This is a genomic window from Herbiconiux sp. SALV-R1, from assembly GCF_013113715.1.
In the GTDB taxonomy this organism is placed as follows: Bacteria; Actinomycetota; Actinomycetes; order Actinomycetales; family Microbacteriaceae; genus Herbiconiux.
Window position 1 is genome coordinate 150,231 of record NZ_CP053344.1, and the last position, 15,146, is coordinate 165,376.

Below are 15,146 nucleotides of genomic sequence, written 5' to 3' on the forward strand. Positions count from 1 at the left end.
CGCGCCCCGTTCGCGGGCTGGCGCCGACCCGGATGCGCTGCATACGGTGGCAGGGATGAACTCCTTCGTGCGCCGCGACATCGTGGTCTCCGCCGTCGTGATCGGAGTCGGAGGGCTGCTCCTCGGGTCGGCTGCCGCGGTCGACACGGCGGCCCCGGCTGCCGAACCCGACCGGGTGGGGTTCTACCAGCGCGAGATCCTCGTCTCCTCCGACGATGCGGCCGTGGTGGGCTTCCTCGCGCCGGAGGGCTGGTACACCGACGCGCTCGACGACTCCTCGGCCGAGTACAGCTCCGCCGACGGTGACGCCCGGCTCGAGCTCGTCCTGGTCGAAGACGTGGGCGACGACGTCGCGGCCGCGCTCGAGGAGGTCACCGACCCGGCCGTCACCGGCGCGACGGCGGCGACCACCGCATCCGGTCTTCCCCTCGGTGCCGGCGAACTGCCGCGCTCCGACGGCGAGCGGGAGCGCGCCTACCTGGTGCTCTCCGCCGGCGGCGGCGAGGGCGACGACGGGGTTCCCACCGGCGAACTGGGCCTGCTCGTGACGGTCGAGTACCTGCGCGGTGACGAGGAGCGGATGCGCGCCGACGTCGGCGCCCTCCTCGGCTCGGTGGAGATCACCCGATGACGGCGACGGCTCCCGAACCGCCGCTCGTGCGCCGGCTCCTGTTCTGGGTGGTGGTCGTGCTGCTCGTCGCGGGTTTCGCCGTCGACCTCTCGAACGTCACGGGCACCATCGCCATGCCGGAGGCCGGCGGCGTCGGCTGGCTCTTCGTCATGCTGCAGACCGCGATCTCCCTGGTCGTCATCGCCCTTGCCGATCCGCTCCGGCGGCAGCGCGTCGTGCTGGCCGTGCTGGCATTCCTCTGGGGAGGGTTCGCGGCAGCCGATTTCGTGGGGTACGCCAACGACTCCCTGGGGTCGTTCCTCACCAAGGCGGGGCTCGAGAGCCTCGGTGCGGCGCTGTCGGCACCGCTGAACGAGGAGGTGTTCAAGCTGCTCGGGGTGCTCGCCCTGCTGAGCCTGACGCTGCCGCGGCGACTCACCGTCATGGACGGCTTCGCCCTCGGCTTCGTGGTGGGTGCCGGCTTCGACGTGCTGGAGAACATCTACTACGCCCTGGGTGCCGCTGCCGACGTCGAGGGCGGTGCGGCGGAGCAGGCTGCAGCGGCCCTGGCGAGCAGTGTCGATCGCCTCACGCAGGGCTTCGCCCTGCACGCCCTGTGGACCTCGCTCGCCGGCGCCGGTCTCGCCTTCGCCCTCTCCCGCACCACGGGCAGCGGTGCCGTGCGCCGCTGGCTGGTCGCGGTCGCCCTGCTCGTCGCTGCCATGCTGCTCCACGCCCTCTGGGATCTGCCGCCGTTCACCGCCGACGGACTCGCCTCCGCACTCTTCGTCGACGTGCTCTACGTCGTGACCGTCGCCGCCACCGCCGCCGCCTGGTGGTGGGCGCTGCGCTCCGAGCTCGCGCTGCTGAGAACGGATGCTCTCCGCTTTGGCCTCCCCGCAACAGCATCCGTCGCCGCCCTCTGGAGACCCTCGTCGGGGCGACTGGCCCGCCGGGCGGAGCGGGAGGAACGCGACCGGGAGCTGTCGGAGTGGGCGCGTACCCGGGCGGAACCCGCTGGCTTTCCCGGCGGCGGCGAGCGATACTGAGACCGCGGTCGCCCCGAGCGGGCGACGCCTCCTCCTCGATCGACGACGATGGGCGGTTGCGCCATGAGAAGCCCCTGGCTCGCGCTCCCCGAGCTCGCGGTGCCCCGGCGCCCGCGCTCGGTCGTGCACGAGTCGTGGCAGCGGGCGCGGGAGCGCGAGCTCGACCCCGAGCACCTGCCCACGCTCGAGGTGGGCGAAGACGTGCTCGCCGACTTCCGGCTCGCGCATCCGCTCGCCCCCGTGCTCCCGGTCATCCGCAAGCTGCTGGTGCGCGACGCGGAGGGCTCGGGACTCCTCGTGGCCGTCGGAGACGAGATGGGGCGCCTGCTCTGGGTGGAGGGCGACAACGCCGCGCGGCGACGGGCCGAGCAGATGCGCTTCGTCGAGGGGGCGGGCTGGTCGGAGCGCACGGTGGGCACCTCGGCGCCGGGCACGGCGCTCGAGCTCGACCACGGCATCCAGATCCACGACGCCGAGCACTTCAACCGGCTGGTGCACGGCTGGAGCTGCACCGCGGTGCCGGTGCACGACCCGGAGACCCGCCGCATTCTCGGCGTCATCGACATCACGGGCGACGCACGCGCCGTCGACCCCCACACCCTCCCGCTCATCGAGGCCACCGCGGCGGCGGCCGAGGCCGAGCTCATGGTGCTGCGACTCAAGGCCCTGCGCGAGCGCGGGTCGCGCCCTGGGGAGCACGCCGAGCGGATGAGCGTGGCCGGCTTCGCGCCGTCGCACGGCGCCGGGGGTGCGGCCGGTGCGCCGCGGGCCCGCCGCCGCCCGACCTCGCTGCACGTGCTGGGTCGCGACACCGGTGAGCTGCTCGCCGGCGACGTGACGGCCGAGCTGAGCCTCCGCCACTCCGAGATCGTCACGGTGCTGGCCTGGCACCGCGGAGGGCTGTCGGCGTCGCGGCTCGCCGAGCTCGTCTACGGCGAGGAGGCGCTCGTGACGCTGCGCGCCGAGATCGTCCGGTTGCGGCGCATCCTCGACCAGCAGGGCACGGGCATCGAGCTGCTCTCGCGGCCCTACCGCCTCTCGGTGCCGCTCGAGCTCGACGCCCACCACGTCATCTCGCTGCTCGACCGCGGCGCGCACCGGGTGGCGCTCGCCGCCTCGCGCGGGCCGCTGCTTCCGGCGTCGGAGGCGCCGGGCGTCGAGGACATCAGGGCCCAGCTGCGCACGCGACTGCGGGAGGCGATGCTGACGGATGCGGCGGTCGACGTGATGCTCGACTACGCCGCCACCGAAGACGGCCTGGGCGACGCGGAGGTGTGGGCCGCCGCGCTGAGGCTGCTGCCCCCGCGGTCGCCGAAGCGGGCCGGGGTGGTCGCGCACCTGGAGGCGCTCGAGGGCTGACGCGGCGGGGTGGGGCCGCGGACGGGCGGGACTCAGGCTCCAACCGCGACTCCGGACGATCGGCACGGTGCGGGCGACGATCGGTCGCATGGTGCGCGGAGCTCGCGGCGTTGACCCCTCTCATGAGCACAGACACCCGTTCCGTTCCTCTCGCCGACACCGCGCATCCGCCCGTCGCCGCCGGTCGCCGCGACTCCTGGGCCGGCGTCGCCTCGCTCGGCCTCGGCGTCTTCGCGCTGGTGATGGCCGAGTTCCTGCCCGCCAGCCTCCTCACCACCATGGCCACCGACCTCGGCGTGAGCGAAGGCGTGGCCGGCCAGTCGGTCACCGTCACGGCACTGGTCGCCGCGGTGGCCGGGCTCGCCCTGCCCGTGGTGCTGCCGCGCATCGATCGCCGGCTCGTGATGCTGGGGCTCACCACCCTCGCCATCTCCTCCTCGGTGCTCGTGGCGGTGGCGCCGAACTACCCGGTGCTGCTGCTGGCGCGCATCCTCATCGGCATCGCCATCGGTGGCTTCTGGGCACTCGCCATCGCCATGACCGCCCAGCTCGTCGCCCCCGCGCGGCTCGGGCGTGCGATGACCGTCGTCAACACGGGCGTGTCGCTCGCGACGGTGGCGGCGATCCCGCTCGGCGCGTGGCTCAGCGAGCTCTGGGGGTGGCGGGCCGTGTTCCTGCTCGCGGCCGGGGTCGGCCTCGTCGCGCTCGCCGTGCAGCTCATGGTGCTGCCGTCGCTCGCGCCGGCCGGAGCGCCCGGCCTGCGTCAGCTCGGTGGGGCGCTCCGCTCCCGCCTCGTGGTGCTCGGGCTCGTCGCCACCGCGTTCGTCGCGGCGGGGCACTTCACCGGATTCACCTACATCAACCCGGCGGCCCAGACCATCGCGGGCTTCGACACCGCGGGGCTCGCCACCCTGCTGCTCGTCTACGGCGTCGCCGCCTTCGCCGGCAACCTCGTCGCCGGGCCGCTGGTCGACCGGCGCATGCGCACCGCCATCCTCGTGTTCCCGACCCTGCTCGGGACGGCGATGGCCGTCTTCGCCCTCTCCGGAGGAGCGCCGGTGAGCGTCATCGCCGCGGTCGCGCTGTGGGGCTTCGCCTTCGGCGCCGTGCCCACGACGCTGCAGACCTGGCTGGCGCGCTCGGCGCCCGACCGCCTCGAGAGCGTCGGCGGGCTGCAGGTCGCTGCCTTCCAGCTCGCCATCGCAGCCGGAGCGGTGGTCGGCGGCGTGCTCGTCGACTCGGTGGGGGTGCAGCTCGCGCTGGTGGCCGGCGGTGTCTCGGCCGTCGTGGGCGGGGTGCTGCTGAGCTCGCTCAGGAGTCGCTGAGCGCGGGCGCGGCGGCGCGGTGCGCGATCAGCGCGGTGTTCGTGCTGGTGTCGGGGCCGGCGCTGGTGCCGCCGGCCGTCGCGGAGCCGACGGCGTCGCTGGCGCCACCGCCCCTGGCGCCGGCGCCGGCCGCCTCGACAGCGCGCTGCCGCCACGCCGAGGGCGAGTCCCCGGCGTGGCGGCGGAAGGCGCGGCTGAACGCCACCTCCGAGCAGTACCCGAGCACGGTCGCGGTCTGCCCCACGCTCCATCGCTCGCGCCCGAGCAGCTCCTTCGCGCGGTCCATCCGGATGCGCGCCAGATAGCGCAGCGGGGGCTCACCGACCGTCGCGCGGAAGCGCTCCGAGAACGTCGAGCGCGACGACCGCGCGAGGCGGGCGAGCCCCTCCACCGACCAGTGCCGTCCCGGTTCGGCGTGCATCGCCTCGACGGCGCGTGCGATGTGGGGGTCGCGCAGAGTGACCAGCCAGCTCGACGAGTCGGCGCATCCGCTCTCGATCCAGGCCCGGATGGCGGCTGCAGCGACCACGTTCGCGAGCGCCGTGATCATCGAGCTCGCTCCGGGCCTCCCGGCGCCGCGCTCCTCACGCAGGAGCTCGAGCAGCTGGGCGATGAGCGGTTCGCGCACCAGGAAGCAGCAGGTCACGAGCATCTCGGGCAGGGCCGCGGCGATGGCCGAGGCGCCGTCGTCGAGACGCAGCTCGACCGTGAACAGCGAGGAGTCGTCTCGGGCGGTCACCGTGTGGGCGCCCCCGCGCGACAGCAGCAGCAAATCGCCGGCCGAGACCTCCACCGTGCGGCCCTCGCGGTCGACCCGCACCGAACCGGCGAGCACCTGGTGCAGGGTGACCGTGTCGCCGCCTCGCGCGACGCGATCGCCCCGGGCGAGGCGGCTCTCGTCGGTCGAGGTGGCCGTCCAGCGCAGCCGGGCGAGCAGCTCGCCGAGGGCGTCGTCTGCCGTGTCGAGGGTGGTCATGCACAGTTCAAGCCCGGCCGCGCATCCGTCATTCCCCGCCCGGCCCTGCCTGGTCCGGCACGGGCCCGCCCGGCACTGGCCCGCGCGGCCGTTCCCGCCCGGCCGTGCAACGAGGTGCAACCTTCTGCGGCGTAGCGTCACCGCATCCGACACCGTCGTCGACAAGGAGCACTCATGACCATCATCGATCGTCCCGAGACCCAGACCGAGGCCGCCCCCGCGGCTGCCGGCTCGACCGTCTACGCGAACCCCGGCACCGAGGGGTCCGTCGTCAGCTTCAAACCCCGCTACGACAACTACATCGGCGGGCGCTACGTGCCACCGGCCTCCGGCCAGTACTTCCAGAACCCCACGCCCATCACCGGCAAGGTCTTCACCGAGGTCGCGCGCGGCACCGCCGCCGACGTCGACGAGGCGGTCGAGGCGGGGTGGAAGGCGTTCGAGAGCTGGGGCAAGACCAGCGTCGCCGAGCGCGCCGTCATCCTCAACAAGATCGCCGACCGCATGGAGGCGAACCTCGAGCTGTTGGCGGTCGCCGAGACCTGGGAGAACGGCAAGCCGGTGCGCGAGACGCTCGCCGCCGACATCCCGCTCGCCATCGACCACTTCCGCTATTTCGCCGGCTGCATCCGCGCCCAGGAGGGCGGCATCTCCGAGCTCGACCACGACACGATCGCGTACCACTTCCACGAGCCGCTGGGGGTCGTGGGGCAGATCATCCCGTGGAACTTCCCCATCCTCATGGCGGTGTGGAAGCTCGCGCCGGCGCTCGCCGCGGGCAACTGCGTGGTGCTGAAGCCGGCCGAGCAGACGCCGGCGTCGATCCACGTGCTGCTCGAGCTCATCGAAGACCTGCTGCCTGCCGGTGTGCTCAACATCGTCAACGGCTTCGGCATCGAGGCCGGTGCTCCCCTCGCGTCGCACAACAACATCCGCAAGATCGCGTTCACCGGTGAGACCACCACCGGGCGGCTCATCATGCAGTACGCGAGCGAGAACCTCATCCCGGTCACCCTCGAGCTCGGCGGCAAGAGCCCCAACGTGTTCTTCGCCGACGTCGCCGACGAGAAGGACTCGTTCTACGACAAGGCGCTCGAGGGCTTCACCTTCTTCGCCCTCAACCAGGGCGAGGTCTGCACCTGCCCCTCGCGGGCGCTCGTGCAGCGGTCGATCTACGACGGCTTCGTCGCCGACGGGCTCGACCGGGTGGCGAAGGTGAAGCAGGGCAACCCGCTCGACACCTCCACCATGATCGGGGCGCAGGCCTCGAACGACCAGCTCGAGAAGATCCTGTCGTACATGGACATCGGCAAGCAGGGCGGTGCGCGGCTGCTCACGGGCGGGGAGCGGGCCGACCTCGGCGGCGAGCTGTCGGGCGGCTTCTACGTGCAGCCGACGGTGTTCGAGGGCACCAACGACATGCGCATCTTCCAGGAGGAGATCTTCGGGCCGGTGCTCGCGCTCACGAGCTTCGAGGACTACGACGACGCCATCTCCATCGCGAACGACACCCTCTACGGTCTCGGCGCCGGGGTGTGGTCGCGGTCGGGGTCGCAGCTGTACCGGGCGGGCCGGGCCATCCAGGCCGGGCGGGTGTGGTCGAACACCTACCACCAGTACCCGGCGCACGCGGCCTTCGGCGGCTACAAGCAGTCGGGCATCGGGCGCGAGAACCACCGCATGATGCTCGACCACTACCAGCAGACGAAGAACCTGCTGGTGTCGTACGCCGACGGGCCCATGGGGTTCTTCTGATGCCCGAGGGGTCGGCTGCGGGCGGCTACTCGCGGGTGGAGGTGACGGATGCGGCGGCCGAGATGCTGAGGCACCTCGCCGCCACCCACGGGCAGCTCATGTTCCACCAGTCGGGCGGATGCTGCGACGGCTCGTCGCCCATGTGCTACCCCGTGGGCATGTTCCGGGTCGGTGCCTCCGACGTGCTGCTCGGCACCCTTCACGTCGACGGCATCCACCCCGTCGAGGTGTACATGTCGAGGTCGCAGTTCGAGTACTGGAAGTACACGCACCTCACCATCGACCTCGTCGACGGGCGGGGGAGCGGGTTCTCGATCGAGGCGCCCGAGGGCAAGCGCTTCCTCATCCGGTCGCGGATGCTCGACGACGCGGAGCTCGCGGCGTTCGGTCTCGCGGAGGCCCCTACCGCCTCCACCGCCCGCGCCTCCACCGCCTGAGGCGGCTCACGTGAGCCCTGCGGGGCCCGATTCGGCGGATTCGCAGGGTCGGGCCTCGCGACTCACGGCGGGTGCGCGCGGCGGACGCGCATCCGCTGGTTACCCTGTGGTCATGTCGACGATCAGGCATCCGGTGGGCCCGCAGCCGAAGCGCGTGTACTGGCGGCGAAGGCTGGTCGTGCTGTTCGTGCTGGTGGCCATCGTGGCGATCGTCGTGCTGATCGTGGTGCGGCCTGGTGCAGGGGCCGGTGCCGAGGGCAACCCGCCCGTAGGCTCAGGCGCCACCCCGAATCCGGCGGCCACCACGCCCGCGCCCGACGGCGGGGCGGCCGGCGATTCCGGTGCGACGCCGGCGGCGGGCTCGCTCGAGGGCGCCGACCAGGCCGCGGCAGGCTCGAACGCGGTGGCCGGAGACCCGTGCCTGCCCGAGAACATCACCGTCGTCCCCGTCACCGACGCCACGAACTACGCCGCCGGTGCGAACCCGCAGATCTCGTTCACCATCACGAACACCGGCCCCGTCTCCTGCACCATCAACGCCGGTACGACCCAGCAGGTGTACACGATCACGAGCGGCACCGAGACCTACTGGACCTCGACCGACTGCCAGACCGACCCCGTCGACGCCGAGGCCCTCCTCGACCCGGGCGTCGCCGTCTCGTCGACCCCCTTCACCTGGGATCGCACCCGCTCCACCCCCGACACCTGCTCCTCCGCCGACCGCCCCGCCGTCCCGGCCGGCGGAGCCTCCTACCACCTCACCGTCTCCGTCGCCGGCATCCCCTCCACCACCACCCAGCAGTTCCTCCTCAACTGAGGAACTCAGAGCGGTACGAGCACGGAGCGGGCGATGGGGTCGAGATCCGGAGACTGGGCGAGGAAGATGATGGAGTAGAAGGTGCCGTTGCGGGGCGGGACGCTCGTCACCTCTGGGCCCATTCCGACCTCGCCGGGCGTGAACGCCCTGGAGTAGACGTTGTCGCCCAGGTCCGTCCAGTCGCCGAACGCGATGCGGAAGAACCGCGGCGGGAGGTCCGTGATGACACTCACGGTGATCGTGAGCGTCGTGGTCCCCGTGTTGGCGACCCGAGGGGTGATGACGGTCTGCCACTCCGGGGGGATCTCGAACTCGAAGCTGCTCACCGTGCTGGCTGCGGCACCCGGCGTCGCGATCGCTACCGCCACGACCGGCAGCGACCAGGCCGCAGTGCGCAACACCTGACGACGTGTCGTCTCCCCCATGCGCACACTGTAGCCGCCGGAGCTCGGCAGGGGAACCACCCCCGAGCCGGCGCCGATCGCGGCCGGGCAGGCGTAGCGTGCAGAGCTACGACGGAAGGATGATCATCATGACCGACCCCGACACCACGGTGCCCGACCCCGACGAGATCGACCCCGAGACCGGGACGGAACCCGACGGCACACCCGTCGAGAACCCCTCGGGCATCCTGCTCGCCGCCTGACGAGCACCCAACCGGGCGCTGACGAGCGCCCTCAGCGGGCGAGGCGACCGCCTCACGGCACCCTGAGGACTTCCCGCCAGCCGCGTTTGGGGTCGCTCTGGCGGGAAGCCGCAGACCAGGTGTCCTCAGGAGTTGGGTGACTCCTCAGATGAGGGCTGGCCATCGCGACCGTGAGACGTCATCGGGTCGGACGTAATAGACCGTACGATGGATCGCCGAAAAGTGCGAGCGGTTTTCAATACCTTCTCAGGCATGAAAGCCAGCCCCAGTCCGGGGGTAGTGGGGTCAGATCGTGCCGAGAGGGGCATGTGACCCGCACGGTTCATCTCGCAGCGCTAGCATGCCCGGGTGCCCCCGAGACCTGACGAGACCGCCCTCCCCGGCGGGGACGATGCGCGTCCGCTCGTCGTGCGCACCGCATCCGGGACTGTGCGCGGAGCCGAACGACGGGGCCTCCGCTGGTGGCGCGGCATCCCGTACGCGGCTGCGCCCGTGGGCGATCTCCGGTTGAGGGCACCCCGCCCGGCTCGGCCGTGGGAAGGAGTGCGCGACGCCCAGCAATTCGGGCCGGTGGCGATGCAGTCGCGCGACGGCAACTTCGTCGGCAGCTCGGCCCGCACGGTGATGTCGGAGGACTGCCTCACGATCAACGTGCTGCGCCCGGCGACGGATGCCGTGGTACTCCCGGTGATGGTGTTCATCCACGGCGGTGCGTACAGCGTCGGGTCGTCGGCCGAGCATCCGCACAACGGCGAGGCACTCGTGCGCGAGGGCGGAGTCGTCTATGTGAGCTTCAACTACCGCCTCGGGGCGCTCGGCTACCTCGACCTCACGCGCTACTCCACGCCCGAGCGACCGATCGAGTCGAACCTGGGTCTCCGCGACCAGGTCGCCGCACTGGCCTGGGTGCGCGCGAACATCGCCGCGTTCGGGGGTGACCCCGAGAACGTCACGCTCTTCGGAGAGTCGGCCGGGGCCAACGCCGTCACCACCCTCATGGCGACCCCTTCCGCGCACGGCCTGTTCGCCCGGGCCATCGCGCAGAGCTCGCCCGCGAACGCCGTCTACCCGCCCGAGGTCACCGCGGTGTGGGCCGAGGAGTTCCTCGAGCTCCTGCTCGAGTCGATCGACACCGACGCCGTCGACTCGACCTCCGACGACCTCGGCGGCCAGGTGCTGCTCGACGCCGACGCCGCGGAACTGGTGGCGGCGGCGACCGCGCTCACCCTCCGTACCCCGGATGCGCATCCGGGCACCATCGTGCTCTCACCCGTCATCGACGGAGAACTTCTGCCCGAGCGCCCCCTGGACGCGTTCAAGGAGGGGCGGGCCGCCCGGGTGCCGCTCATCATCGGCACGAACGACCGGGAGGGGTCGGTGTTCACCGGGCGCCTCGACATCCTCGCGACGACGCCGAAGCGCATCCGCGCCATCTTCGCCCGCACCAAGAAGGGGGCGCGCAAGGCGATCAAGGCGGAGTACCCGGGCCTCCCGGCCAAGCGCGCGGCCGCCGACTTCGGGGGCGACTACGCGTTCTGGTACCCCACGGTGAAAGTCGCGGAGCGGCACTCGCGCTTCGCCCCCGTGCACTTCTACCGCTTCGACATCGCGCCGCGGCTGGTGCGGCTCGCCGGCTTCGACGCGACGCATGGGCTCGAGCTGTTCGCGATCTTCGACCGCCTCGACGGCTGGTTCGGCCGCACCATGACCGCGCTCGGCGGTCGCCGCGCCTTCAAGGAGACCAGCCGACGGATGCGCGCCCACTGGCTCGCCTTCGCCCACGACGGCACCGTCGACGAGCGCCTCTGGCCCCGCTACACCGAGAAGAAGCGCCGCACCCTCGTGATCGACGTCACCGACCGCATCGAGTCCGACCCTCGCGGCTCCCGCCGCCGCGCCTGGCAGGCCTTCCGCCCCCACGTCTGAGGTGGGGAGGGCCCCCACCTTCCATCTCGCGTTCTTGCGGACAAAGTCCGTCCAAACGTCCATTCCGACGGACTTTGTCCGCAAGAACGTGCCGCTTGGGCACCCGCGCCTAGGTGAAGGCGCGCGTCAGCGCCTTCACGAGCTGCCGCGACTCGTCGTCGACGATGCGGGTGAAGCCGAGGCGCTTCGCCTCGGCGGCTCGGATGCGCGACGACGACACCGGTCGCACCTCCCCGGCGAGGCTGATCTCGCCGAAGGCGGCGAGGTCGTGCGGCAACGGCTTGTCGCTCGCCGCCGACGCCAGTGCGAGCGCGATGGCGAGGTCGGCCCCGGGCTCCGTGAGCCGCACCCCGCCCACCGTCGACACGTACACATCGAGCTCCGCGAGCTTCACCCGGGCCCGCCGTTCGAGCACCGCCAGGATCATCGCCACCCGCGACGCGTCGACCCCGTTCGTCACCCGCCGCGGGTTCGGCGTCGAGGTCGCCACCACGAGCGCCTGCACCTCGACGGGCAGAGCCCGCCGCCCCTCCAGCGCGACGGTGACGCAGGTGCCCGACACCGCATCCGACCCCCGCGAGAGGAAGAGCCCGCTCGGGTCGGGCACCTCGGCGATGCCGTCGGAGGTCATCTCGAAGCACCCGACTTCGTCGGTGGGCCCGAAGCGGTTCTTCAGCGCCCGCACGAAGCGCAGCGCCGTCTGCCGGTCGCCCTCGAACTGGCACACCACGTCGACCAGGTGCTCGAGCACGCGCGGCCCCGCGATCGACCCGTCTTTCGTGACGTGCCCGACGAGCAGCACCGGCAGCGAGCGCTCCTTCGCCACCCGGATGAGCGTCGACGCCACCTCCCGCACCTGCGTGGGGCTGCCCGCCGCACTGTCGAGCGACGCGCTCGCCACCGTCTGCACCGAGTCGACGATGACGAGGTGCGGTTGCACGGCGTCGATCTGCCCGAGCACCGTCGACAGGTCGGTCTCGGCGGCGAGCATGAGCGTGGGGGAGAGGGAGTGGGTGCGCTCGGCGCGCAGCTTCACCTGCGACACCGATTCCTCGGCCGAGACGTACAGCACCCGCAGGTGCTCTTCGGCTGCCTTCGCCGCGACCTCGAGCAGCAGCGTCGACTTGCCGACACCCGGCTCGCCCGAGAGCAGGATCGCCGCCCCCGGCACCAACCCGCCCCCGAGCACCCGGTCGAACTCGCCGATGCCGGTGGCCCAGTGCGAGGCGATGTCGGAGGAGATTTCGGTGATCGGCCGCGCGATGCGCGCCGCGTCGAGCACCGTCGCCCGCACCGCCTTGGTGATGCCCTCGTTCTCGGCCGACGACACCACCGTGCCCCAGCTCTGACACTCGCCGCAGCGCCCCACCCACTTCGCCGTCTGCCACCCGCACTCGGTGCAGCGGTACGCGGTCGCAGATCTGGTGGCCATGCAGAAAGACTAGGGCTGGCGTCCGACATCGCGGTCCGCGATGCTGGTGGCATGGCCCTCAGCATCTTCGTGAACCTCCCCGTCGCCGACCTCGACGCCTCGAAGGCGTTCTACGAGGCCCTCGGCTTCGCCATCAACCCGCAGTTCACCGACGAGAACGCGTCGTGCGTCGTGATGAGCGACACCGTCTACGTGATGCTGCTCACGCATCCGTACTTCTCGACCTTCACCACCAAGCAGATCGCGGATGCGCGCACCACCACCGAGGTGCAGAATGCCGTCGGGCTGGAGAGCCGCGAGGCGGTCGACGCCATGCTCGAGAAGGCGCTCGCCGCGGGCGGCACCGAGCCGAAGGAGCCGCAGGACTACGGCTTCATGTACAGCCGCGCCGTCGAAGACCTCGACGGCCACCACTGGGACTTCCTCTGGATGGACCCGGGTTACGTCGAGTAGGCCGCGCGGCGCCGCGCCCTCGCCCGTCCCGCTCAGAGCGGCCGGCGGTGCTCGAGCTCGAACACCGCCGCCTGCGTGCGCCGCTCGAGACCCAGCTTCGCCAGGAGCGACGACACGTAGTTCTTCACCGTCTTCTCGGCGAGCGTCAGCTGCTCGCCGATCTGGCGGTTGGTGAGCCCGTCGGCGATGAGCGCGAGAATCTGCCGCTCCCGCCCGCTCAGTGAGGCGAACCGGGGGTCGTTCTGCGGTTCGGGGGCGCGCATCCGCTCGGCCACCCGGCCGGCCAGCGCGGGGTCGGTGAGCGTGCGCCCCGCCGCCACGGCCTTCACCGCGTCGGTGAGCCTGGTGCCGCGCACGTCTTTCAGCACGTACCCGGATGCTCCGGCCAACACGGCCGAGAACAGCGCGTCGTCGTCGTCGTAGGCGGTGAGCATGAGGCAGCGCACGCTCGGGTGCAGCGACAGCACCTGGCGGCAGAGGTCGATGCCGCTGCCGTCAGGCAGCCGCACGTCGAGCAGCGCCACGTCGGGGACGGTCGCCCCGATGCGGGCGAGCGCCTCCGAGATGCTGGCGGCCTCGCCGACCACCTCGATGCCGGGCTCGGAGCGCAGCAGCTCCGCCACCCCGCGCCGCACGATCTCGTGGTCGTCGACCAGGAAGACGGTGGTCATCGCGGCTCCTCCCCGGCGCTCGCGCGGCCCGCGCCCGGCTGCGCCGCGGCGGGCTGCGCCGTGCCGGCCTGCGCCCCGCCCGCGCCGGGCTGCGCCCCACCCGTGCCGGGCTGCGCCCCGCCCGCCTCCTCCGGGTACGGCACGCTCCACCGCACCACGGTCGACCCGGGCGACGAGTCCACGACGAGCGACCCGCCCCGCGCCCGCGCCCGTTCGCGCAGGTTGCGCAGGCCGCTGCGGCGCCCGTCGTCGGGGATGCCGATGCCGTCGTCGCGCACCACCACGGTCACGGCACCGTCGGCTGCCGCGACGCCGAGCGAGACGCGGGTCGCCTCCGCGTGCCGCACCACGTTCGTGAGCGCCTCGCGCACCACGGCGATGACGTCGTCGACGAGCGACCCCGTCACCACGAGGTCGACCGGGCCCGAGAAGCTCACGGCGGGCCGGCGCACGAGGGGCGCCGCCGCCTCGTCGACGAGGTCGAGCAGCCGCCGTCGCGCGCTGGGCGCCTCCCCGTCGTCGCCCGGGTCGAGCGCGAAGATCACCGTGCGGATCTGCGCGATGCTCTCGTCGATGCGGCTCACCGCATCCGACACCGCGTCGGCGGTCGCCTCCGTGTCGGAGCCCTCGCCGCGGCCGAGCCGGCGCACCAGGCTCTGCAGCTGCAGGCCCGTGCCGAACAGCTGCTGCACCACGTGGTCGTGCAGGTCACGCGAGATGCGCCCGCGGTCTTCGAGCAGCTCGACCCGGTGGTGGTCTTCGCGGGCGTCCGACAGCTCGAAGGCGACCGCCGCGCGGGCCACCAGATCGGCGGCCACCTCCACCTCCTCGGGCGAGAACCGGGGCAGCGCGGCGTCGCGCTCGATGACGAGCGCACCCCAGGTGCTTCCGGATGCGCTGAGCGGCAGGGCGAGCACCGAACGACCCTCCCGCACCAGCTGCTGCGGCGCACCTGTGGCGAGCACGTCGTCGGCAGCCCCGCCGCGCATCCCGCTGCCGCCGTCGCCGTTGCTGTCGCCGTCGCCGTCGCCGTCGCGAGTCACGAGCTTCACGACCGAGGCCCGCGCCAGCCGCGCCACGTGACCCTCCAGCATCGACACCCCGGGCTCCCTGCCCGCGGCGAGGATGGTCTCCGACACCTCGGCGGAGGCCGCCGTCCACTGCTCGCGCCGCCGGGCCGACTCGAACAGCCGGGCGTTCTCGATCGCGGTTCCCGCGGTGGCGGCGAGAGCCTCGACGAGGTCTTCGTCTTCGGCCGAGAACCGGCCGCCTCGCCGGTCGGTGAGGTACAGATTGCCGAACACCGCGTCGCCCACCCGGATGGGAACGCCGAGGAAGCTCCCCATCGGCGGATGCCCGGGCGGGAAACCCGAGGAGCGCGGGTCGTCGGAGAGTCGGGCGAGTCTGACCGCCCGCGGGTCGTCGATGAGCGCGCCGAGGAGGCCGCGACCGGTGGGCGGGTGCCCGATCGCCGCGCGGGTGGCCTCGTCGATGCCGACGGTGATGAACTGCTCGAGCCCGCCCTCGGGCGAGATCACACCGATCGCTCCGTGCTCGGCGTCGACCAGCTGCACCGCCGTCTCGGCGATGCGCTGCAGCACCACGGGCAGCTCGAGCTGGCCGGCCACGACCTGGGTGGCGTGCAGCAGGGCGCGCAGCCGCTGCTCGGTCACCGCGCCTCCTCCGCCGC

At 72.3% G+C, this 15,146-nt stretch carries 14 protein-coding genes; 9 read left to right on the forward strand and 5 right to left on the reverse strand.

The annotated features are described in order from the left end of the window. Positions 1 to 55: 55 nt before the first annotated feature. The 4 genes from HL652_RS00785 to HL652_RS00800 all read left to right on the forward strand — a co-directional run bounded on the left by HL652_RS00785 (position 56) and on the right by HL652_RS00800 (position 4,343). Positions 56 to 631, forward strand: a complete 576-nt coding sequence (locus HL652_RS00785) for a hypothetical protein (protein ID WP_171703539.1) — start codon at positions 56 to 58, stop codon at positions 629 to 631. Then, the gene (locus HL652_RS00790) at positions 628 to 1,659 is read left to right on the forward strand and encodes a PrsW family glutamic-type intramembrane protease (protein WP_171703540.1); all 1,032 of its coding nucleotides are present in this window, start codon (positions 628 to 630) and stop codon (positions 1,657 to 1,659) included. Before HL652_RS00785 ends, HL652_RS00790 begins: the two co-directional genes overlap by 4 nt. A 63-nt stretch (positions 1,660 to 1,722) precedes the next feature. Further along, a complete protein-coding gene (locus HL652_RS00795) occupies positions 1,723 to 3,018 on the forward strand; it encodes a GAF domain-containing protein (RefSeq protein WP_171703541.1) in 1,296 nt (431 codons plus the stop codon). Positions 3,019 to 3,140: 122 nt separating this feature from the next. After that, positions 3,141 to 4,343 (forward strand): MFS transporter, encoded by a 1,203-nt coding sequence (locus tag HL652_RS00800; RefSeq protein ID WP_171703542.1) that lies wholly within the window; start codon positions 3,141 to 3,143, stop codon positions 4,341 to 4,343. On the opposite strand, the gene HL652_RS00805 is transcribed toward HL652_RS00800, so the two are convergent. Continuing rightward, positions 4,330 to 5,319 carry a helix-turn-helix domain-containing protein gene (locus tag HL652_RS00805; RefSeq protein WP_171703543.1) on the reverse strand — a complete coding sequence of 330 codons (990 nt, stop codon included), beginning with the start codon at positions 5,317 to 5,319 and terminating at the stop codon, positions 4,330 to 4,332. The genes HL652_RS00800 and HL652_RS00805 overlap by 14 nt on opposite strands. A 174-nt stretch (positions 5,320 to 5,493) precedes the next feature. On the opposite strand from HL652_RS00805, the gene exaC reads away from it, so the two are divergent. The 3 genes from exaC (at position 5,494) to HL652_RS00820 (ending at position 8,328) form a co-directional block, all read left to right on the forward strand. Beyond that, a complete protein-coding gene (gene exaC, locus HL652_RS00810) occupies positions 5,494 to 7,074 on the forward strand; it encodes an acetaldehyde dehydrogenase ExaC (RefSeq protein WP_171703544.1) in 1,581 nt (526 codons plus the stop codon). Then, entirely contained in the window at positions 7,074 to 7,511 is a 438-nt protein-coding gene (locus HL652_RS00815) for a DUF779 domain-containing protein (protein WP_171703545.1), read from the forward strand. Before exaC ends, HL652_RS00815 begins: the two co-directional genes overlap by 1 nt. 112 nt (positions 7,512 to 7,623) lie before the next feature. Continuing rightward, on the forward strand, positions 7,624 to 8,328 hold the full coding sequence (locus HL652_RS00820; protein WP_171703546.1) for a hypothetical protein: 705 nt from the start codon (positions 7,624 to 7,626) through the stop codon (positions 8,326 to 8,328). 5 nt (positions 8,329 to 8,333) lie between these two features. On the opposite strand, the gene HL652_RS00825 is transcribed toward HL652_RS00820, so the two are convergent. Then, positions 8,334 to 8,753, reverse strand: coding sequence for a hypothetical protein (locus HL652_RS00825; protein ID WP_171703547.1), 420 nt, complete (start codon positions 8,751 to 8,753; stop codon positions 8,334 to 8,336). A 569-nt stretch (positions 8,754 to 9,322) separates the two neighbouring features. Here HL652_RS00825 and HL652_RS00830 point away from each other — a divergent pair. Beyond that, positions 9,323 to 10,900, forward strand: a complete 1,578-nt coding sequence (locus HL652_RS00830; protein WP_171703548.1) for a carboxylesterase/lipase family protein — start codon at positions 9,323 to 9,325, stop codon at positions 10,898 to 10,900. 109 nt (positions 10,901 to 11,009) lie between these two features. On the opposite strand, the gene radA is transcribed toward HL652_RS00830, so the two are convergent. After that, complete coding sequence (radA, locus tag HL652_RS00835; protein WP_171703549.1) at positions 11,010 to 12,332, reverse strand: DNA repair protein RadA; 1,323 nt, start codon at positions 12,330 to 12,332, stop codon at positions 11,010 to 11,012. A 51-nt stretch (positions 12,333 to 12,383) separates the two neighbouring features. Here radA and HL652_RS00840 point away from each other — a divergent pair, with 51 nt between their 5' ends. After that, on the forward strand, positions 12,384 to 12,785 hold the full coding sequence (locus HL652_RS00840) for a VOC family protein (protein WP_171703550.1): 402 nt from the start codon (positions 12,384 to 12,386) through the stop codon (positions 12,783 to 12,785). Between the two features lie 32 nt (positions 12,786 to 12,817). Here the strand turns inward: HL652_RS00840 and HL652_RS00845 are convergent, their stop codons facing one another. Further along, the gene (locus tag HL652_RS00845; RefSeq protein WP_171703551.1) at positions 12,818 to 13,456 is read right to left on the reverse strand and encodes a response regulator; all 639 of its coding nucleotides are present in this window, start codon (positions 13,454 to 13,456) and stop codon (positions 12,818 to 12,820) included. Further along, a complete protein-coding gene (locus HL652_RS00850) occupies positions 13,453 to 15,129 on the reverse strand; it encodes a sensor histidine kinase (RefSeq protein ID WP_171703552.1) in 1,677 nt (558 codons plus the stop codon). Before HL652_RS00850 ends, HL652_RS00845 begins: the two co-directional genes overlap by 4 nt. Between the last annotated feature and the right edge of the window lie 17 nt (positions 15,130 to 15,146).